The sequence below is a fragment of the Bosea sp. 124 genome (assembly GCF_003046175.1).
Taxonomy (GTDB): domain Bacteria; phylum Pseudomonadota; class Alphaproteobacteria; order Rhizobiales; family Beijerinckiaceae; genus Allobosea.
Genome location: NZ_PZZM01000001.1, coordinates 3,540,994 through 3,559,131 on the forward strand (window position 1 = coordinate 3,540,994; position 18,138 = coordinate 3,559,131).

Genomic DNA, 18,138 nt, shown 5'->3' on the forward strand with positions numbered 1-18,138 from the left:
CGGGAATCGGCGGCGCAGGAGTTGCTCTCTGCCGCCATGCGCAGCCGCAGTCCAGCGCAACCGAGAACCGCTGGCACGAAAAGGCGGGCAACCGTCCTGCCATGATACTTTCCGGGGATTGGGCCGCCCTTGTGCCACGGCGCATTTTAGCTTCATGGTTCGTGCCACGAGGACAATGGATCATGTGCCGGCTCAGCATGGCATTTGGTGGAGCGAGCCGCGCGGCGCATGGTATCTGTCGAGCTGAAAGCCGTTTCGAAAAGCTGGGGCGGCGCTGCTGCGGTTGACGAGGTCAGCTTCTCCGTCGAGGGCGGCAAGTTCTTGGCGCTGCTCGGTCCGTCCGGCTGCGGCAAGTCGACGACACTGCGCCTGATCGCCGGGCTGGAGGAGACCAGCAGCGGCGCGATCATGATCGGCGGGCGGGACGTCACCCATGCCCAGCCGTCAAAGCGTGGCATCGCGATGGTCTTCCAGAACTACGCGCTGTTCCCGCATCTCTCCGTGGCCGAGAACATCGCCTTCGGCCTGCAGGTGCGGAAAGTCCCGCGGGCGGAACGCGATGCGCGCCTGGCGCGTGCGGCCGAGATTCTCGGGCTTTCCGGCCTGCTCGACCGCAAGCCGTCGCAGCTCTCCGGCGGGCAGCAGCAGCGCGTCGCGCTCGGGCGTGCGATTGTGGCGGAGGCCCCGGTCTGCCTGATGGACGAGCCGCTCTCGAATCTCGATGCACAGTTGCGGGTCGAGATGCGCCGTGAACTGCGGGAGCTGCAGCAGCGGCTCGGCATCACCATGATCTACGTCACCCACGATCAGATCGAGGCCATGACGATGGCGGACCAGGTCGTGCTGATGCGCAATGGCCGCATCGAGCAGGATGCTGCGCCCGACGAACTCTACGAGAATCCGGCGAGCATCTTCGTCGCGCGCTTCGTGGGGACGCCGCCGATGAACGTATTGCCGCTTTCCGCCGTGCTTGCAGCGGGCGGAGCCGGCCAGTTGACGCCGCCACCCGGGCTCGACCCGACCAAGCTTGCCGTCGGCATCCGTCCGGAAATGACTGAACTCGGCGACGCGGGCATCGCGGCCGATGTCGTGGCTGTCGAATATCTTGGAGCCGACACGCTGGTCGAGACGCGTATCGGAGGGCATGGCTTCATCGTCCGGCGCCCAGGAAAAGTGCACACGAAACCGGGCGAAAGCGTCTACATCACATTGTCACAATCGGCACTGCACTGGTTCGACCAGGCGTCCGAGCGCAAAGTGGTTCGGGGTTAAGACTCGTCACAAGGGTCGGGCGCGCGAGCCACCTCACAGGGGAGAAAACACAGATGGACAGGCGTGAATTCATGGGCGGCGCCACGGCGCTTGCGGGATCTCTGGCCCTGCCGGGTATCGCCGGCGCGCAGGCGGCCACCGAGATTGCGTTCTTCTATCCGGTCGCGGTCGGCGGGCCGATCACCAAGCTGATCGACGCCTATGCGGCCGGGTTCGAGAAGGAAAACCCCTCGATCAAGGTCAAGCCGATCTATGCCGGCACCTATCAGGAGACCATCGTCAAGGCGCTGACCGCGCATAAGAGCGGCACGCCGCCGGTGCTTTCGGTGCTGTTGTCGACCGACATGTTCACGCTGATCGACGAAGAGGCGGTGGTTCCCTTCGACAGCTTCATCAAGACCGACGATGACAAGAAGTGGCTCGGTTCCTTCTTCCCCGGTTTCATGGAAAACAGCCAGACCGGTGGCAAGACCTGGGGCATCCCGTTCCAGCGTTCGACGGTCGTGCTCTACTGGAACAAGGAGCTGTTCAAGGAGGCCGGGCTCGATCCCGAGAAGCCACCGAAGACCTGGGCGGAGCAGCTCGAATTCGCGCAGAAGCTGACCAAGCGCGACGTGTCCGGCAACGTCACGCAATGGGGCATTCAGATCCCGTCCTCCGGCTTCCCCTACTGGCTGTTCCAGGGGCTCTCGACGCAGGCCGGCGCGATCCTCACCAACCCCGCCGGCGACAAGACGGACTATGCCAATCCCGGCGTCGTCGAGGCGCTGCAGTACTGGGTCGACCTCGCGCAGAAGCACAAGGTGCATCCGCCCGGCATCGTCGAATGGGGCACGACGCCGAAGGACTTCTTCGAGCGCAAGGTCGCGATGATGTGGACCACCACCGGCAACCTGACCAATGTCCGCGCCAACGCCAAGTTCCCCTTCGGCGTCGCCGTGCTCCCCGCCGGCAAGAAGCCGGGCAGCCCGACCGGCGGCGGCAATTTCTACCTCTCCAAGAAGGCGACGCCGGCCGAACAGGAGGCCGCCTTCAAGTTCGTGCGCTGGATCACGACGCCCGAGCGCGCCGCCCAGTGGAGCGCCGAGACCGGCTATGTCGCGGTGACGCCGGCTGCCTACGAGACCGAGGCGATGAAGAAATACGTCGCCGATTTCCCGCAGGCGCTGGTCGCCCGCGACCAGTTGCCGACGGCGGTCGCCGAGCTTTCGACCCATGAGAACCAGCGTGTCACCAAGGCGCTGAACGACGGGCTGCAGGCGGCGCTGACCGGCACCAAGACGCCGCAGAAGGCGATGGAGGACGCGCAGGCCGAGGCCGAGCGCATCCTGAAACCCTATCGCTGAGCGAGAACGCTCGACGATGAACAACCGCGCGACCGCCACGGTCCATGGCTGGCTGCTTCTGCTGCCGGCCATGGCCTGCCTTGTGATATTCACGCATTGGCCGGCGGTGGCGAGCTTCATCGAGAGCTTCCATTCGACACCCAAGGCGCGCCGCCCGGCGCGCTTCGTCGGGCTCGACAATTACGAACAGTTGCTCGCCGACCCGATCTTCTGGAAGGCGATGTCGAACAACCTCTGGTTCGCACTCGGCACGATCCCGGCCTCGATCGCGCTCGCGCTCCTGATGGCGGTCTGGGTCAACGACAAGATCGTCGGGCGGACCTGGGTCAGGATGGCCTTCTTCACGCCGACGATCCTGCCGATGATCGCGGTCGCCAATATCTGGCTGTTCTTCTTCACCCCGCAATACGGGCTGCTGGAGCAGATCGTCGGCTTTTTCGGCGGGCGCAGCACCAACTGGCTGGGATCGCAGGATACCGCGCTCTCCGCTATCACCATCGTGGCGATCTGGAAGGAAGCCGGCTTCTTCATGATCTTCTACCTCGCGGCGCTGCAGGCCTTGCCGCCGAGCCTGGGCGAGGCGGCGGCGATCGAGGGGGCGTCGCGCTGGACTTACTTTCGGCGCATCCAGTTCCCGCTGCTGATGCCGACGACGCTGTTCGTGCTGATCAACGCGGTGATCAACGCCTTCCGCATGATCGACCACATCTTCGTCATGACGCGCGGCGGTCCCGACAATGCGACGACGCTGCTTCTGTTCTACATCTACCAGGTCGGCTTCAGCTTCTGGGACACGGCCTATGCGGCGACGCTGACCTGCGTGCTGTTGGCGTTGCTCGCGCTCGTCGCCTTCGTCCAGTACGGCTTCCTCGAGCGCAGGACGCATTATCGATGAGCGCGCCCGCCGGACAGACGGTCGCGGCCGCGACGCGGACCGATCCCTATGCGCCGAAGGGCCTGTCGCTGACGCTGGAATCGATCGGTGCGATCCTGCTCGCTTTGCTCTGGATCCTGCCGCTCGCCTATGCGGTGTGGGCCGCGATCCACCCGGCCGAGTTCACGACGCGCTTCGTGCTGACCGCGCCGCTGACACTGGACAACTTCACGCGCGCCTGGGCGGCGGCGCCCTTCGCCCGCTATTTCCTCAATACGTTCGTGCTGGTGACGATGATCCTCGCCTTCCAGCTCGTGCTGGGCACGCTCGCGGCCTATGCGCTGGCGCGGCAGGATTTCTGGGGTCGCGATGTCGCCTTCGCGCTGATCCTGGCCCAGTTGATGATCATGCCGGATGCGTTGATCGTCGAGAACTACCGGACTCTGGCCAAGGTCAGCCTGATCGACACGATTCCCGCGATCGCGCTGCCCTATATCGCCTCGGCCTTCGGCATCTTCCTGCTGCGGCAGACCTTCAAGACCGTGCCCAAGGAACTGGACGACGCGGCCCGCGTCGAGGGCGCGAGCCCGCTGCAGGTCCTGATGAAAGTCTATGTCCCGCTCGCGAAACCAACCTATATCGCTTATGGGCTGGTCTCGGTCAGCTATCACTGGAACAACTTCCTCTGGCCGCTGCTGGTGACGAATTCGGTCGAATCCCGGCCTCTGACCGTCGGCCTGCAGGTGTTCTCGTCGAGCGACCAGGGCATCGACTGGGCCGTGATCTGCGCCGCGACCCTGATGACCTCGGCGCCACTGCTCGTTGGCTTCCTGCTGTTCCAGCGCCAGTTCGTGCAGAGTTTCATGCGCGCGGGGATCAAGTGATCGCGAGGCTGATCGCATGAAACTGATCGCATGAAACTCATCACCTGGAACATCCAGTGGGCGCGCGGCGTCGACGGGCTGGTCGATCCGCGCCGCATCATCGACCATGCCCGGACGATGGCCGATTTCGACGTGCTCTGCCTGCAGGAGGTCGCGGCCAATTTCGTTGATCTCGACGGCAACGACGCCACCGACCAGTTCGCGCTGTTTGCCGGGCTGCTACCCGGTTTCACCGCGGTCGAGGGCATCGGGGTCGATGTCGATGACGGCAAGGGCGGACGCAAGCGCTTCGGCAACCTGATCCTCAGCCGTTACCGCGTGGCGCAGGCGCTGCGCCACCTCCTGCCCTGGGAGGCGGCCGTGACGCGCAACATGCCGCGCGTACTGGTCGAGGCGGTTGCGACGACGCCGTTCGGTCCGGTCCGCCTGATGACGACGCATCTGGAATACTCCTCGCCCCTGCTGCGGGCGACCCAGGTCGAGGGCATCCGCGAGGCGCATCGCATGGGAGCGGCACGCCAGCGCATGCCGCGCGAAGCCGGCCCGCACACCTATGCGCCGACGCCGAACACGGCGAGCGCGATCCTGACCGGCGATTTCAACATGCGGCCGGAGGATCCGTCGCTGGCGCGGCTGATGGCGCCCTTCGCGGACGAGACGCCGCCGCTGGTCGATCTCTGGCCGGCCGTGATGGGGGAGGCGCCTCCGCCGCCGACGGCCTTCATCGTCGACCGGACCTATGGTCCGCCCGGCTGCCTCGACTATGTGCTGGCGACGCCCGATCTCGCAGCCCGCGCCCGCAGCATCGTCTGCGATGTCGAGACGCGCGTCTCGGATCACCAACCCATCCTGGTCGAATTCGATGTCGGGCCAGCGCAGGCGGATTGACGGACGATGATCTTCACGCAGCAGGACCATGACAGGCTGACCGGCATTCTCGTCGAGGCCGCGCGCCGCGAGATCATGCCGCGCTTCCGCAATCTGGCGACGGGGGATGTCCGCGAGAAATCGGCGCCGGGCGATCTCGTGACCGAAGCCGACGAGGCGGCCGAGCGCTTCATCTGCGCCGAACTCGAACGGGCTTTCCCCGGTGCGGTCCTCGTCGGCGAGGAGGCTGCGACACGCGATCCGGCCCTGCTGCGCCGATTGGCGGATGCCGACCTCGCCTTCGTGATCGACCCGATCGACGGCACGCTGAACTATGCCTCCGACCTGCCGCTATTCGCGGTGATGGCGGCGGCCATCGTCCTGGGCGAGACCGTCGGCGCGGTGATCCACGACCCGGTGGTCGACGACAGCGCGCTCGCCCTGCGCGGAGAGGGCGCCTGGCTGTGCGGGCCCGGCGGCAAGGTCCGCGACCTGCGCGTCGGAGCAGCCTCCGCGCCGGAGGCGATGGGCGGCATGGTGAGCTGGCAGTATTTTCCCGAGCCGCTGCGCCAGGCGATCCCGGGGCGGTTCCCGGCCTTCGCCCACGTCTCGTCATTGCGCTGCTGCGGGCAGGAATACCGCCTGGCGGCCGCGGGGCATTGCGATTTCCTGCTCTACGGCGTGTTGAATCCCTGGGATCACGCGCCGGGTACCCTGCTCTACAGCGAGGCTGGCGGCCATGCGCGCCTGCTGGATGGCAGCGTCTACCGCACAGGGCAGCCATCCACCGGCCTGCTATGCGCGCCGGATGCCGAAAGCTGGCAGCGCGTCAGGGCGCTGCTGGTGCCCTGACACGGCCCCTTCCGCCGGACTCTTTCAGACGATTCCCCGAGGTCGATGTCGGCATCGCTTGTCAGGCGAGTTGGCTTCCGGGATCAGGCGCGACGCGCCGTCAGCCGCGTCACGAATTCGATGAAGGCTTTGGTCTGCGGCCGCACGATCTGCCGGTGCGGGATCACCGCGTAGATGTTCTTCGGCTTGCTTTCATAGGCAGGCAGGACGTGGACGAGCCGGCCTGCGTCGAGGTCCTCCTGAACATGGAAACGGTAGAAATTGCCGATGCCGCTGCCCATCAGGCAAGCTTGGCGCAACAGGTCGCCATTGTCGGAGAGCAGCCGGCTGCGGACATGGACCGCTTGCCAGTTGCCCTGGTCTCGCAGGAACCACGCCTCGGCCAGTTCCGAGAAGCGGCCCGAGATGCACTCGTGCCCGGCGAGATCGCGCGGATGCTCCGGCATGCCGAAGCGGTCGAGGTAGGCTGGCGAGGCGCAGAGCGCCCGTGGGCTTTCCGCCAGCAGGAAATGCGCGAGCTTGGATTCCGGCTCCTCCTGCAGCGTGATCGCGACGTCGATGCGGTCCCGGATCAGATCGGGTGTGGCGCTGCTCACCATGACGTCGACGGAGAGGCCGGGATGGCCGGCCAGGAATTCGTGAAGATGAGGCCCGAGCAGCGTCGCGGCGAACGAGGGCGGGGCGACGACGCGCAGATGCCCGCTCAACGCGCGTTCGGCGATCATGACGGCGGCGGCACTGTCGATCTGCGCGAGGATACCGAGACACTGGTCGTAGAAGCGCTCGCCGGCATCCGTCACGCTGATGCGCCGCGTGGTGCGGTGGACGAGGGCGACGCTGATCGCGTTCTCCAGCAATTGCACATGCTTGGTCACGGAGGAGGCGGCGAGGCGAAGCTGCCGCGCGGCCGAGGAGAAGCTCTGCGTCTCGACTACGGCGACGAAGCAGCGCAGCGAGAGGATGCTGGCATCGTTGAGCATGCCGTGTGGAAGTGTGGTCACGCGAAGACCCTATTATCGATGATATGGAAATAATATCTTCGGTTCATTCCCGGTTATCAAGACCGCCCGTCTCCTTCATGATCCTTGGCAAGGCAGCGGGGACCGCAAGGCTTCGACTGCCAGCACGAGGAGATGACCATGGACGAGATCGAGCGCGTGCAGCGCCGCGGCTTCGGCAATCGCGTCGGCTTCGGCCGCAAACCGGCCCTGCTGGTCGTCGATTTCAGCCGCAGTTTCACATCGCCGGCGAGCAGCCTCGGCGCCGACATGGCTGCCGAGATCGGCGAAGCCAATCGCCTCATCAGGGTAGCGCGCGCCGCCGGGGCACCGATCTTTCTCTCGACGATCGCCTATCACGACCCGGTCGGCGAGGCCGGCGTCTGGGCTGTGAAGATCCATGGCCTGCGCGATCTCGTGCTGGGGACGGACGGCGTCGAGCAGGACCCGCGCGTCGAACGGACGCCGGGCGACCGGATCGTCGTCAAGCGCTTTGCGAGCTGCTTCTTCGGGACGAGCCTCGCCGACGATCTGAGCCGGGACGGCATCGACACATTGATCATCGCCGGCTGCACGACGAGCGGTTGCGTCCGCGCCAGTGCCGTCGATGCCTGCCAGCACGGTTTCAGGACGATCGTGGCGCGCGAGGCGACCGCCGACCGGCTGCGGGACGCGCATGAGCAGAGCCTGATCGACATCGACCTGAAATATGGCGACGTGCTGCCGGTCGACGCGATCCTGAGCGCGTTCTCCAGCCTGAACCAAGAGATGCGCCGCACAGCCTGAGCGGTGACAGACGCGCCGAGCAGAAGCGCGAGACAACGACAATCCACCGGGAGGACTGACATGAGCGACGGAATTTCAACACGCGTGACGCGCCGTGGAGCACTTGGGCTGGCGGCGGGGGCCGCCGGGCTGGCGCTTGGCGCGCCACCGCTTCTGGCGGCCGCCCAGAAGATCCGCGTCGGGTTGCCGACCAAGACCTGGTGGCCGACGGTGCTCGCCGAGACAGCAGTGGCGCAGGGCCTGTTCGCCAAGGCCGGCCTCGACCCCGAACTGACGATCTATCGCAGCGGCGGTGAGGCTTTCGAGGCGCTCGCGGCCGGCGCGACCGATTTCACGATCGGCCTCGTCTCGCAGCAGGGCACGGGCCGCAAGCGCGGCATCATGACCAAGATCGTCGCGCTCGGCGTCGAGGCGAACACTGGCTGGAAGTTGATGGTGAAGCCGGCTTCGCCGATCAAGAGCGTCGCCGATCTCGCTGGCAAGAAGGTCGGCATCACGGCGGCCGGCTCGCTTTCGGACTTCATGGCATTGTGGACCCGCAGCAATGCCAAGGTCGACTTCACCAGCGTGCCGCTCGGCGGCGGCGGGCTGGTGCCGAACCTGATGTCGGGCAATGTCGATGCGGCGGTCGTCTATTCGCCGTTGAGCTTCCAGATGATCCAGAACGGTCAGGCGCGCGAGATTCTCGACTACGCCAAGGCGATTCCGCCGCATCTGGCGTCGGGCTGGGCGACGACCGACAAGATCATCAATGAGCGCAAGGACCTTCTGCGTGGCGCGCTGCAGGCGATGTACGGCGCGGTTGCCTACATGCAGAGCAACCCGGCAGCGGCGATCAAGATCATCGCCGAGGCCAACAGCGTGCCCGAGGCGATCGCGAAGCAGGAATATGAGGAGACGTTCCTGAAGCTGTCGAAGGATGGCCGCTTCACGCTGGAGCAGACCAAAGTCGCGATGGAACTCGCCCGCATCGGCGGTTTCGACAATCTGGCTCCGGCGGAGGAGATCGTCACCATGGACTTCACTCCGGTCTCGTCGAGCGCGTGATGGCGGAGGCGGCGGTGGCATCGAAAGCCGGCAAGCCGGCCAGCGGCGGGGTCGCTGGCCTCGTCGTCTGGATGGCGGCGCTCGGCGCACTGTTCGGCATCTGGCAGGGCGCACTTGCTCTCGGCCTGATGCAGCCCGAACTGCTGCCGCCGGTTGCCGATGTTCTCGCCACCGCTTTCGACCTGGTCAGGCGCCCGAGCTTCCTCGGCCATGTCGGCGTGACCATGGCCGAGGTGATGGTGGCCTTCGTGATCGCGGTGCCGCTCGGCATTCTGGCCGGTACGGCGATCTCGGAGAGCCCCTATTGGAGCCAGGTGCTGAAACCGATCGTCTTCCTGATCTTCTCGATTCCGAAGACGATCTTCCTGCCGATGTTCATCCTCGCCTTCGGGATCAATTTCGGCCAGAAAGTCGGTTTCGGCGTGTTCTCGACGATCTTCATCGTCCTGATCAGCAGCTTTTCAGCGCTGGAATCGATCACGAGCGATCATGTCCGCGTCGCCCGTGCCTATGGCGCGACGCGCAGCCAGATCGCCTGGCGGGTCTATCTGCCCTCGATGGCGCCGATCCTGCTCGAGGCGGTGCGCCTCGCGATGATCTTCAACCTGACCGGCATCCTGCTGGCGGAGATGTACGCCTCGCGCGCGGGGCTCGGCCAGCTCATCGCCAACTGGGGTGAGAACTTCATGCTGAAGGAGCTGCTCGCCGGCATCCTGCTGATCTCTGCCGCCGCGATCCTCTTCAACGAGGCGGTGCGCTGGTTCGAGCAGAGATGCGAGCATTGGAGGACATGATGCCTGGTACCCTGCGTTCCCGGAAGGATTCTCCCGCCATGGTCGAGGCTGCCGCCAAGCCACCGCTGCGTGTGGTCGCGTCGCTGTCCGGCGCGGTCGAGGTCAAGGATCTCGACCACACCTACAGTGCGGCGGGCCGGGTAACCCAGGCGCTCGCCGATATCCGGATCTCGATCAAGCCCGGCCGCTTCGTCGTCATCGTCGGGCCGAGCGGCTGCGGCAAGTCCTCGCTCCTGATGATGATGACCGGGCTGGTCACGCCGACCTCGGGCACGATCCTGTGCGGCGGCAAGCCGATGACCGAGCCCGACCCCGACCGTGTCGGCGTCGTCTTCCAGGAGGCGAGCCTCTACCCCTGGCTGACGGCGCAGGACAATGTCGAGTTCCCGCTCTCTCTGCGTGGCGTGGCAAAATCCGAGCGGGCCGCCCGCGCCCGCGAGAAGCTCGCTCTGGTCGGGTTGAAGGGCTTCGAGGACCGCTACCCGCATGAATTGTCGGGCGGGATGAAACAGCGGGTCTCGATTGCGCGGGGGCTGGTGCAAAACCCGCCGATCCTGATGCTGGACGAACCCTTCGCCGCGCTCGACGAGCAGACTCGCATCTCGATGGGCGATGAATTGCTGCGGATCTGGGAGGAGACTGGCAAGACCGTCGTCTTCGTTACCCACAGCCTGACAGAAGCGGCTTATCTCGCCGACGAGATCATCGTCATGTCGGCCCGCCCCGGCCGTATCATCGACCGGATCGAGGTCGATCTGCCGCGGCCGCGCACCTATGCGATGATGGCGACGCCGCGTTTCGCCGAGCTGCGGGAACGGATCTGGAGCCAGATCAAGACACAGGCGAGCGAGTAAGATGACGCTCGCCGTTTCCTCATCGGGCACTGCGGGCCTGCGCATCGAGCCGCGCACCGTACGGGGGCTTCTCGGCGTCGCGCTCCTCCTCGCCTGGGAGGCCCTGCCGCGCGCCGGGCTCATTCCCTCGCTGTTCCTGCCGCCGCTGAGCGAGACGCTCACGGCGCTGGGCAGTAACTGGCGCGATTATGGCTGGCATCTTCTGGTTTCGCTGAGGGCCATCGGCATCTCGATGCTGATCGCCTGCGGGCTGGGAATTGGCGGTGGTCTGCTTTGCGGCTCGATCGCTTCGGTCAGGCGCGTGGCCCAGCCTCTGGCCTCCGGCCTGTATGCGGTGCCCTTCGTCATCCTCTATCCGCTGTTCACCGCCTGGTTCGGCATCGGCCCGCAGGCGAAGATCGCCTTCGCCAGCATCTACGGGCTGTTGCCCTGCCTGCTCGGCACGATGGCCGGCGTCCAGACGATCGACCGCCATTATGTCACCGTCGCCCGCAGCCTGAAGGCCTCGCGCTGGCAGATGATCAGCCGGGTGCTGCTGCCGGCGGCGATCCCGACCGTGCTGTCCGCCTTCCGCATCGGCGGAGCGCTCGTGATCGTGGGCATCGTCGTCGCCGAGATGCTGACCTCGGCCGAAGGCATCGGCTATCTCATCACCCGCTACCGCACCCTGCTCGACAGTCCCCGCGTCTTTGCCGGCATCCTCGTCGTCATCGCGCTGGTCTTCGCCTTCGACGGGCTGGTGCAACTGTTCGTGCACCGGACGCGGCACTGGCGGCTCTCGACCCGCTCCGGCGAGAGCGATCCCTGAGCCGAGACCGGCCTTTCCCGATCCCACAGACACCCCGAGCTGGAGTCAGCGATGACGACCATTACCCTGTCGTTCGACAATGGGCCCGATCCCGACGTGACCCCGCAGGTGCTGAACACGCTGCGGTGCCACGATCTCCAGGCCACCTTCTTCGTGCTCGGCGACAAGCTGCGTGACCGGCGCAGGCTTTGCGAGCGGGCCCATGCCGAAGGGCACTGGATCGGCAACCACACCTTCAACCACCTCGTGCCGCTCGGCATGAGCGCGGAGGCTGGCGTGGCTACAGCCGAGATCGTCCGGACCGAAGCGCTGATCGGCGATCTGGCGCATGAGCGCCGATTCTTCCGCCCCTTCGGCGGCGGCGGCCTTCTCGACCGGCGGCTGCTCAACGGCGAGGCGCTCGCCCGTCTCCAGAGCGAAGCCTATACTTGCGTGCTCTGGAACGTCATTCCTGAGGACTGGATGCATCCGGAGGGTTGGGTCGAGCGCGCCCTGGCGCTGTGCTTCGCGCAGGAGCACGCGCTGATCGTGCTGCACGACCTGCCGACGGGCGCCATGAAGCAGCTCGACCGCTTCATCGTCAGCGCGCGCGATCGCGGTGCGTCCTTCCAGCAGGATTTCCCCGCCAGTTGCGTGCCGATCGAACGCGGCCGGCTCGTCAGCCCGGTCGACGGCTATGTGACCGATCTCGCGGCCTGAGCCGCTGCCCTTCGCCTTTCAACCCGCAACATCAGGTGTTCCATGAAGCTCTGCCGCATCGGCCAGCCCGGCCAGGAAAAACCCGCTCTCGTCGATCGCGACGGAGGGCTCCGCGACCTGTCGGGCATCCTGCCCGACCTCGGGGGCGCTGCCTTGTCGGCGGCCGGCCTGGCAAAGCTCGCCGCGATCGACCCCGCGAGCCTGCCGCTGGTCGCGGGGTCGCCGCGCTACGGGGTCCCGGTCGCGGGCACGTCGAAATTCATCTGCATCGGCCTGAACTATTCCGAGCATGCGGCTGAAGCGAACCTGCCGACGCCGCCGGAGCCGATCGTCTTCCTCAAGGCGAATTCGGCGATCTGCGGGCCGAACGACGATACGGTCGTGCCGCTGAATTCGACGAAGCTGGACTGGGAGGTCGAGCTCGGCATCGTCATCGGCGAAACCGCCCGCAACGTCGCGCCGGACAAGGCGCTGGATGTCGTCGCCGGCTACTGCGTCATCAACGACGTCTCCGAGCGCGCCTTCCAGATGCAGAGCACGCAATGGGACAAGGGCAAGGGCTGCGACACGTTCGGGCCGACCGGTCCCTGGCTGGTGACGCGAGACGAGATCCCCGATCCGCAGGCGCTGGGCATGTGGCTGACCGTCAACGGCAAGACAATGCAGGACGGCAACACCCGCACGATGATCTTCGACGTCAGGACGATCGTCTCCTATGTCAGCCGCTACATGACGCTGATGCCCGGCGACATCATCGCGACCGGGACGCCGTCCGGCGTCGGCATGGGCAAGAAGCCCGAGCCAATCTGGCTGAAGCCCGGCGACGTCGTCGAACTCGGTATTGCGGGCCTCGGGCAGCAGAAGCAGGCGATCGTTCCCTACCGCTGAGTGCGCGGCTCTGTGCTCCTGGGCGCTGGCGTGCAAGGGGGTACAGGCGTCGGCGGACAGACGCGCTGCAAAAGGACGTCAACCCGCGCAGGGTCGGTTCAGGGCCGGCTCTTGCGCGGGCTCGCCACGCCGAAATGGCAGATCGGCTCGCCGGGCCTGGCGGTCTTGCTTGGGAAGATGATGTAGCCGTCGCAGGGCGCAGTCACGGCCGTGCCGTCGGCGCGCCTCGCCATCACGGCGCCCACGGGCACGATATCGCCTGTCTTCCAGCCGTCTTCGACCACATCGCCCTCCGCCTCGCAGATCACGACCTCGGTCATGTGGATGACGCAGTCGAGCGCTCCCGGGGGAGGGCGCGCATCGATCAGGCCGAGATGGGCCAGCGTGTTGCGGATTGCAGCATAGCCGACCTCGATCGAAGCCGGGTCGTCATGCCGGCCGCATTCGAGCGTCACCCCGTAGGCGCCAGCGAAGCGCATGAATTCGGTCGTGCCGTAGCCTTCCGTCACGGCCAGGCGCGGCAGGTTCAGCCTCTCGCGCGCGGCGATCAGCTTCACGTAGTTGTCGAGCCAGCCATGGATCGCGACCGGAACGCCGAGGCATGCGGCGAGGGCCAGTTCCGCGGCGTCGTGCCGGAAAGGTTCAAGGTTGCCGTTGTTGTTCTCGGGGCCGAAGAAGGCGAAGGGCTCGCCCTCGCCGCGGAAGGAATGCACGTCGAGCAGCACCTCGTGCTCGCGCAGCAGCGCGCAGAGGCGCCGCCCGATCCTGTCCTCGTTATCGATCGGCTGCGGCCGCTCATACATGTCGCGGTTGAGGTTGCGGTCTCCCTCGCGGCTGTTCTGACGGTAGGCCTTCGGGTTGGTCACCGGCACGAAGGTGACCTCGCCGCGCCGGATCAGCAGGCGTCCCGCACGGCAATCGTCGATGATGCGCGCAATGGCGTTCGGGCCGCAGGTCTCGTTACCATGCACCGCGCCGAGCACGAGCAGCTTCGGTCCGGATTTCAGGCCATGGAACCGCACGCTTTCGAGCGGAGCCTCATCATCGGCCGGCACGGTCCAGGCGGCGTTGGCTGGCTGCGATGGCATGTCTGATCCTGATGGCTGGAGAGCGTGGGGGCGGGCTCTCGCCGTCCACGCCGATCATGCCCCTTACAATGATTCGCCGATGTCGAGGCCGGGGCGCAGCACATGGTGGCACGCCATCCGGGGACAGCGGGGCGATGCCGGCAGGATAACCTGCGGCGATCGAGGTCACAGCGCATCTGACGAAAGGGATCGGAGGTCGGTAAGCCCCCTCGACGCATATCGTCGGAGGCCGATGGTAGCGGGAGAGGGACTTGAACCCCCGACACGCGGATTATGATTCCGCTGCTCTAACCAGCTGAGCTACCCCGCCCCACAGATCGGTGCACCGCTGAGCGGCGATCCGTCGGAGGCCGCGATATAGGGGGCGGGGCAGGGGCTCGTCAAGCCTTGGTGGAGGAGAGCTTGGCAGAGGAGAGCTTGCGCAGGCGCACCACCTTGAAATAGCCGGAGCCGACATGGACCGTCTCATAGCGGCCCGTCTTCGCCGCCCAGCCGGTCAGGCGGCTGACCTTGAAGTCTGAACTCCAGCCGACGGCGCGCGCCAGCGGAGCCAGCGCGGTCCAGACAGCGGCGAAGGGGCCGCCATCGTCGACGAGGCGGCTCGAGATGACGATCTCGCCGCCGGGCTTGAGCACGCGGTCCATCTCGGCCAGGGCCTGCTCGGCGTCGGGCACCAGCGTGATGACGAACTGCGCGGTCACGGCATCGAAGCGCTCGGCCGCGAAGCCGAGCCGGCAGGCGTCCATCACCATCAGGCCCCGGACATGCGTCAGCTTCTGGTTTGCCACCTTCCGGTTGGCGACCTTCAGCATGTCGAGCGAGAGATCGGCGCCGAGGACGTGCGAATCCGGTCGGAAATAGGTGAGCGTCAGGCCGGTGCCGACACCGATCTCGAGAATGTCGGGCCCGCAGGCGCAGGCGGCTTCCACAGCTTCGCGCTGCGGCCTGGCGAGCAGGCGCTGATAGATCTTGTCGTAGATGCGCGCCCAGCCTGCATAGATGCGCTTCTGGGTTTCGAGATGGTCGGGCACCGGCATGGAGCGGCTCGCGGAATTCGGAGGAGATCGGAAGGTCGGCCGGGCCGACGTCAGGACAGGGCGAGGGTGAGGCCCGGCCGCGCTGCGGGAAGCCGCAGTTCCGGCCTGATGATGGTGCCGCCGCCGAGTACGCGGGTGCCGGGCCCAGCATCGGCATAGATCACGCAGGCCTGGCCGGGCGAGACGCCCTCCTCGTCGGTGGCGAGGTCGACCTTGAGCCCGGCCTCGTCGCGCGTCAGCCGCGCTTCGCGCGGGGGCCGCGTCGAGCGCACGCGCACGGCGACGTCCAGCCCCTCCGGCGGCAGGGCGTCCAGGGGGATCTCGCCGAGCCAGTTCAGGTCGCGCAGCCTGATCTCGCGGACGTTGAGCGCCTCGCGCGGGCCGACGATGACGCGGGCCGTATCGGCGTCGAGGCGCAGCACATAGAGCGGTTCAGGCGTGCTGAGGCCCAGCCCCTTGCGCTGGCCGACGGTGTAGCGCAGCACGCCGTCATGGCGCCCGAGCACGCGGCCGTCGAGATGGACGATGTCGCCGGGACGGGCAGCGCCCGGCTTCAGCCGCTCGATCACATCGGCATAGCGGCCATTGGGAACGAAGCAGATGTCCTGACTGTCGGGCTTGTCGGCGATGCCGAGGCCGAGCTCGGCCGCGAGCGCACGCGTCTGCGCCTTGTCGATATGGCCCAGCGGGAAGCGCAGCAGGTCGAGCTGTTCCTGCGTCGTCGCGTAGAGGAAATAGCTCTGGTCACGGTTCGGGTCGGCCGCGCGGAACAGTCCGCGATGGCCGTTCGGCAGCTCCCGGCCGACGACATAATGGCCGGTCGCCAGGGCATCGGCGCCGAGTTCGCGGGCGAGGCCGAGAAGGTCCTGGAACTTCACCGTGCGGTTGCACTCGACGCAGGGGATCGGCGTCTCGCCCGAGAGGTAGCTCTCGGCGAAGCGCTCGATCACCGCGTCGCGGAAGCGGCTCTCATAGTCGAGCACATAATGCGGGATGCCGATCTGCTCGGCGACGCGGCGGGCATCATGGATGTCCTGCCCGGCGCAGCAGGAGCCGACCCGGTGAACAGCCTCGCCATGGTCATAGAGCTGGAGCGTTACGCCGATGACCTCGTAGCCCTCGCGCTGCAGCAGGGCCGCGACGACGGAGGAATCGACGCCGCCGGACATCGCCGCGACGACGCGCGTCGCCGCAGGCGGCTTGGCGATGTCGAGGGAATTGCGGGGCATGGTCATGGAAGGATGCGGAGTCCGGCGGGAAAGCGGGCCATCGCCGGCTCTATACCGGCTTTGGGGCGCCGCTGCCAGCGGTGATGGGCAAATCCTGCCGCCCGGCCGGGGCAGGGTGGCCGTTCTTGCCGCCGATTTCGCCGGACGCTCCTTATAACCCATTGAAATACTTAATCTGGCCTGTGGCTTGGCATTTGCTCCAAGGGCTGGTGGCGCTCTGTGCCCATGCACCGGATGAACCGATGTCGATTCAGCCTCTGTCGAATTCTCCGCCCTCCGCCGAGCCTGCGGTTCAGCGCCGGCGTGCGGCCGAGCGGGAGACGGGGGGCGAGAGCGAGAGCTTCGTCCTCCCGCGCGAGGAGCCCGCGCGGGAGGCTGCGGCCCCGGTTCGGGAGAGTGCGCGCGAGACGAGGCGCGAGGCCGGCGAAGCGCGCCGTGCCGCCGACGAACCAGCCTCGACCGAGACGCCATCCGAGACCGCCGCGAAGCCGACAGCCTCGGAAGCCGATTCCAAGACGCCGGCGGCCGAGACGGTCAAGACGACCGGCAAGACGGGCGCGAAGACGGCCGGCAAGGCAGCTGAACCGGCATCGACCGCGCCGCCGGCATCGCCGAACCTGGATATCGGAGCGCTGGTCAGCATTGCCGTCGCAGCGCAGGCCGCATGCCTGTCGGAGGTGGCGGGAAAGACCGGCGCGGCGGGCGAGACCAAGATTGGCGAGGGCAAGGAGACTGCCGTCGCGGGTGACAAGGCCGAGGTTGACGCAGCCAAAGGCCCGATCGCAGCGGAAGCGAAGGCCGAGGGCGTTCCCGTCCTCCTCGCTGCCCTGCCTGTGCCCGTCGCAGCCGTTCCGCCAGGGCCCGCCCCGACGCTGCCACCCGCTCCGGCGGCGACTGCCGCTGCGGCCGAAGGCGATCGCCTGTCCGGCAAGGCATCCGCCACGGCCGCTGCCGCGCTGGCCCTGGCCTCGGCGCGCGAGGCCGCGACGGGGCCCGATTCCGAAACCGCGCCATCGCCCGCCGCGACAGCAGCTACGTCGCCGGTCGCCAGGCACGGCGTGGCGAATGCCGCGGCCGAGGCGATGCCGCTTCCCGCCGCTGCCGATGCCGCCCCGACGCAGGGCGCGGGGCAGGGCGGCAGCGATCCGCTTGCGCCGACGCAGGTTCAGGCACAGGCTTCGGGACCGGCTGCTCCGGCGCCGACCGATGTCAATCCGATCGAGGCGCTGCAGCAGGCTCTCAATCCGATCGATCTGTCCGCGCTCGGCCAGCAGGGCGGGGCCAGGCCCGAGCCATTCCGCATCCTGACGACGCCGGAGCAGGTCGCCGCGCAGCAGCTTCCTGTCGCGCAAGGCCAGGGGGCGGCAGACGGCCCGCCGACCCCGCTGCATGTGCTGCCGATCGAGATCGGCCTCAGGGCACTGGCTGGCGCGCGCCAGTTCGACATCCGGCTCGACCCCGGCGAACTCGGCCGGGTCGACGTCAACCTCTCGATCTCCGACAAGGGCGAGGTCAGCGCGAAGATGGTGGTCGACCGCGTCGAGACGCTGCATCTGCTGCAGCGCGATGCGCGCACGCTGGAGCGGGCCTTCGAGCAGGCTGGCCTGAAGCCTTCCGATGCGGGCGTCGAGATCACCCTTCGCGACCCGTCCTACCAGTCGGGCTTCCGCCAGAACCGGCAGCAGGACGAGGCGCCGCAGGGCGCCCGCCGCTTCGGCTCCGAGGCCGAGGCCGGCGAGGACAGCCCCATTTCCACGCAGCCCGCGCCCGTTCGCCGTTTCGTCAGGCTCGGCGGCGTGGATCTCAGCGTCTGAT

At 67.0% G+C, this 18,138-nt stretch carries 18 protein-coding genes and 1 tRNA gene; 14 read left to right on the forward strand and 5 right to left on the reverse strand.

Translation table 11 applies throughout. The features are described from left to right. The first annotated feature begins 228 nt into the window (after window positions 1–228). Genes C8D03_RS16715 through C8D03_RS16740 form a run of 6 tightly spaced genes read left to right on the forward strand, consistent with a single transcriptional unit; the run spans window position 229 to window position 6,095 of the window. Entirely contained in the window at window positions 229–1,272 is a 1,044-nt protein-coding gene (locus tag C8D03_RS16715; protein WP_108047846.1) for an ABC transporter ATP-binding protein, read from the forward strand. Window positions 1,273–1,325: 53 nt separating this feature from the next. Continuing rightward, entirely contained in the window at window positions 1,326–2,618 is a 1,293-nt protein-coding gene (locus C8D03_RS16720; protein ID WP_108047848.1) for an ABC transporter substrate-binding protein, read from the forward strand. A gap of 16 nt (window positions 2,619–2,634) precedes the next feature. Further along, window positions 2,635–3,513 (forward strand): carbohydrate ABC transporter permease, encoded by an 879-nt coding sequence (locus C8D03_RS16725; protein ID WP_108047850.1) that lies wholly within the window; start codon window positions 2,635–2,637, stop codon window positions 3,511–3,513. Continuing rightward, complete coding sequence (locus tag C8D03_RS16730; protein ID WP_210203940.1) at window positions 3,510–4,376, forward strand: carbohydrate ABC transporter permease; 867 nt, start codon at window positions 3,510–3,512, stop codon at window positions 4,374–4,376. Before C8D03_RS16725 ends, C8D03_RS16730 begins: the two co-directional genes overlap by 4 nt. 30 nt (window positions 4,377–4,406) lie before the next feature. Next, complete coding sequence (locus C8D03_RS16735; RefSeq protein WP_108047852.1) at window positions 4,407–5,264, forward strand: endonuclease/exonuclease/phosphatase family protein; 858 nt, start codon at window positions 4,407–4,409, stop codon at window positions 5,262–5,264. Between the two features lie 6 nt (window positions 5,265–5,270). Beyond that, window positions 5,271–6,095 (forward strand): inositol monophosphatase family protein, encoded by an 825-nt coding sequence (locus C8D03_RS16740; protein ID WP_108047854.1) that lies wholly within the window; start codon window positions 5,271–5,273, stop codon window positions 6,093–6,095. A gap of 83 nt (window positions 6,096–6,178) precedes the next feature. Here C8D03_RS16740 and C8D03_RS16745 read toward each other — a convergent pair whose 3' ends face one another. Next, window positions 6,179–7,096, reverse strand: coding sequence for a LysR family transcriptional regulator (locus tag C8D03_RS16745; protein ID WP_146170210.1), 918 nt, complete (start codon window positions 7,094–7,096; stop codon window positions 6,179–6,181). Window positions 7,097–7,234: 138 nt separating this feature from the next. Here C8D03_RS16745 and C8D03_RS16750 point away from each other — a divergent pair, with 138 nt between their 5' ends. Genes C8D03_RS16750 through C8D03_RS16780 form a run of 7 tightly spaced genes read left to right on the forward strand, consistent with a single transcriptional unit; the run spans window position 7,235 to window position 12,969 of the window. Then, window positions 7,235–7,879, forward strand: a complete 645-nt coding sequence (locus C8D03_RS16750) for an isochorismatase family protein (protein WP_108051745.1) — start codon at window positions 7,235–7,237, stop codon at window positions 7,877–7,879. 60 nt (window positions 7,880–7,939) lie between these two features. Continuing rightward, the gene (locus C8D03_RS16755; RefSeq protein WP_108047858.1) at window positions 7,940–8,926 is read left to right on the forward strand and encodes an ABC transporter substrate-binding protein; all 987 of its coding nucleotides are present in this window, start codon (window positions 7,940–7,942) and stop codon (window positions 8,924–8,926) included. A 14-nt stretch (window positions 8,927–8,940) separates the two neighbouring features. Beyond that, a complete protein-coding gene (locus tag C8D03_RS16760; RefSeq protein WP_248308506.1) occupies window positions 8,941–9,720 on the forward strand; it encodes an ABC transporter permease in 780 nt (259 codons plus the stop codon). 38 nt (window positions 9,721–9,758) lie between these two features. Continuing rightward, window positions 9,759–10,574 carry an ABC transporter ATP-binding protein gene (locus tag C8D03_RS16765; RefSeq protein WP_108047862.1) on the forward strand — a complete coding sequence of 272 codons (816 nt, stop codon included), beginning with the start codon at window positions 9,759–9,761 and terminating at the stop codon, window positions 10,572–10,574. Between the two features lies 1 nt (window position 10,575). Then, window positions 10,576–11,382: an ABC transporter permease gene (locus C8D03_RS16770; RefSeq protein ID WP_108047864.1), complete on the forward strand. Its 807-nt coding sequence runs from the start codon at window positions 10,576–10,578 to the stop codon at window positions 11,380–11,382. Window positions 11,383–11,433: 51 nt separating this feature from the next. Further along, window positions 11,434–12,081 carry a polysaccharide deacetylase family protein gene (locus C8D03_RS16775; protein WP_108047866.1) on the forward strand — a complete coding sequence of 216 codons (648 nt, stop codon included), beginning with the start codon at window positions 11,434–11,436 and terminating at the stop codon, window positions 12,079–12,081. Between the two features lie 42 nt (window positions 12,082–12,123). Then, window positions 12,124–12,969: a fumarylacetoacetate hydrolase family protein gene (locus tag C8D03_RS16780; RefSeq protein ID WP_108047868.1), complete on the forward strand. Its 846-nt coding sequence runs from the start codon at window positions 12,124–12,126 to the stop codon at window positions 12,967–12,969. Between the two features lie 98 nt (window positions 12,970–13,067). Here C8D03_RS16780 and C8D03_RS16785 read toward each other — a convergent pair whose 3' ends face one another. From C8D03_RS16785 to mnmA, 4 genes are all read right to left on the reverse strand, one after another. Continuing rightward, window positions 13,068–14,057 carry a succinylglutamate desuccinylase/aspartoacylase family protein gene (locus C8D03_RS16785; RefSeq protein ID WP_108047869.1) on the reverse strand — a complete coding sequence of 330 codons (990 nt, stop codon included), beginning with the start codon at window positions 14,055–14,057 and terminating at the stop codon, window positions 13,068–13,070. Between the two features lie 233 nt (window positions 14,058–14,290). Continuing rightward, window positions 14,291–14,367: transfer RNA gene (locus C8D03_RS16790), tRNA-Met, on the reverse strand. Window positions 14,368–14,437: 70 nt separating this feature from the next. Next, complete coding sequence (locus C8D03_RS16795) at window positions 14,438–15,094, reverse strand: class I SAM-dependent methyltransferase (RefSeq protein ID WP_108047871.1); 657 nt, start codon at window positions 15,092–15,094, stop codon at window positions 14,438–14,440. Between the two features lie 50 nt (window positions 15,095–15,144). Beyond that, complete coding sequence (mnmA, locus tag C8D03_RS16800; RefSeq protein WP_108051747.1) at window positions 15,145–16,323, reverse strand: tRNA 2-thiouridine(34) synthase MnmA; 1,179 nt, start codon at window positions 16,321–16,323, stop codon at window positions 15,145–15,147. A gap of 242 nt (window positions 16,324–16,565) precedes the next feature. Between mnmA and C8D03_RS16805 the strand changes: the two genes are divergently transcribed. Beyond that, entirely contained in the window at window positions 16,566–18,137 is a 1,572-nt protein-coding gene (locus C8D03_RS16805; RefSeq protein WP_146170211.1) for a flagellar hook-length control protein FliK, read from the forward strand. Window position 18,138: the final 1 nt, after the last annotated feature.

Excerpts from the sequence above, each read along its gene's own strand:
- C8D03_RS16715 (WP_108047846.1), top strand. The coding sequence starts at position 229 with ATGGTATCTGTCGAGCTGAAAGCCGTTTCGAAAAGCTGGGGCGGCGCT.
- C8D03_RS16720 (WP_108047848.1), top strand. The coding sequence starts at position 1,326 with ATGGACAGGCGTGAATTCATGGGCGGCGCCACGGCGCTTGCGGGATCT.
- C8D03_RS16725 (WP_108047850.1), top strand. The coding sequence starts at position 2,635 with ATGAACAACCGCGCGACCGCCACGGTCCATGGCTGGCTGCTTCTGCTG.
- C8D03_RS16730 (WP_210203940.1), top strand. The coding sequence starts at position 3,510 with ATGAGCGCGCCCGCCGGACAGACGGTCGCGGCCGCGACGCGGACCGAT.
- C8D03_RS16735 (WP_108047852.1), top strand. The coding sequence starts at position 4,407 with ATGAAACTCATCACCTGGAACATCCAGTGGGCGCGCGGCGTCGACGGG.
- C8D03_RS16740 (WP_108047854.1), top strand. The coding sequence starts at position 5,271 with ATGATCTTCACGCAGCAGGACCATGACAGGCTGACCGGCATTCTCGTC.
- C8D03_RS16750 (WP_108051745.1), top strand. The coding sequence starts at position 7,235 with ATGGACGAGATCGAGCGCGTGCAGCGCCGCGGCTTCGGCAATCGCGTC.
- C8D03_RS16755 (WP_108047858.1), top strand. The coding sequence starts at position 7,940 with ATGAGCGACGGAATTTCAACACGCGTGACGCGCCGTGGAGCACTTGGG.
- C8D03_RS16765 (WP_108047862.1), top strand. The coding sequence starts at position 9,759 with ATGGTCGAGGCTGCCGCCAAGCCACCGCTGCGTGTGGTCGCGTCGCTG.
- C8D03_RS16770 (WP_108047864.1), top strand. The coding sequence starts at position 10,576 with ATGACGCTCGCCGTTTCCTCATCGGGCACTGCGGGCCTGCGCATCGAG.
- C8D03_RS16775 (WP_108047866.1), top strand. The coding sequence starts at position 11,434 with ATGACGACCATTACCCTGTCGTTCGACAATGGGCCCGATCCCGACGTG.
- C8D03_RS16780 (WP_108047868.1), top strand. The coding sequence starts at position 12,124 with ATGAAGCTCTGCCGCATCGGCCAGCCCGGCCAGGAAAAACCCGCTCTC.
- C8D03_RS16785 (WP_108047869.1), bottom strand. The coding sequence starts at position 14,057 with ATGCCATCGCAGCCAGCCAACGCCGCCTGGACCGTGCCGGCCGATGAT.
- C8D03_RS16795 (WP_108047871.1), bottom strand. The coding sequence starts at position 15,094 with ATGCCGGTGCCCGACCATCTCGAAACCCAGAAGCGCATCTATGCAGGC.
- mnmA (WP_108051747.1), bottom strand. The coding sequence starts at position 16,323 with ATGCCCCGCAATTCCCTCGACATCGCCAAGCCGCCTGCGGCGACGCGC.
- C8D03_RS16805 (WP_146170211.1), top strand. The coding sequence starts at position 16,566 with ATGTCGATTCAGCCTCTGTCGAATTCTCCGCCCTCCGCCGAGCCTGCG.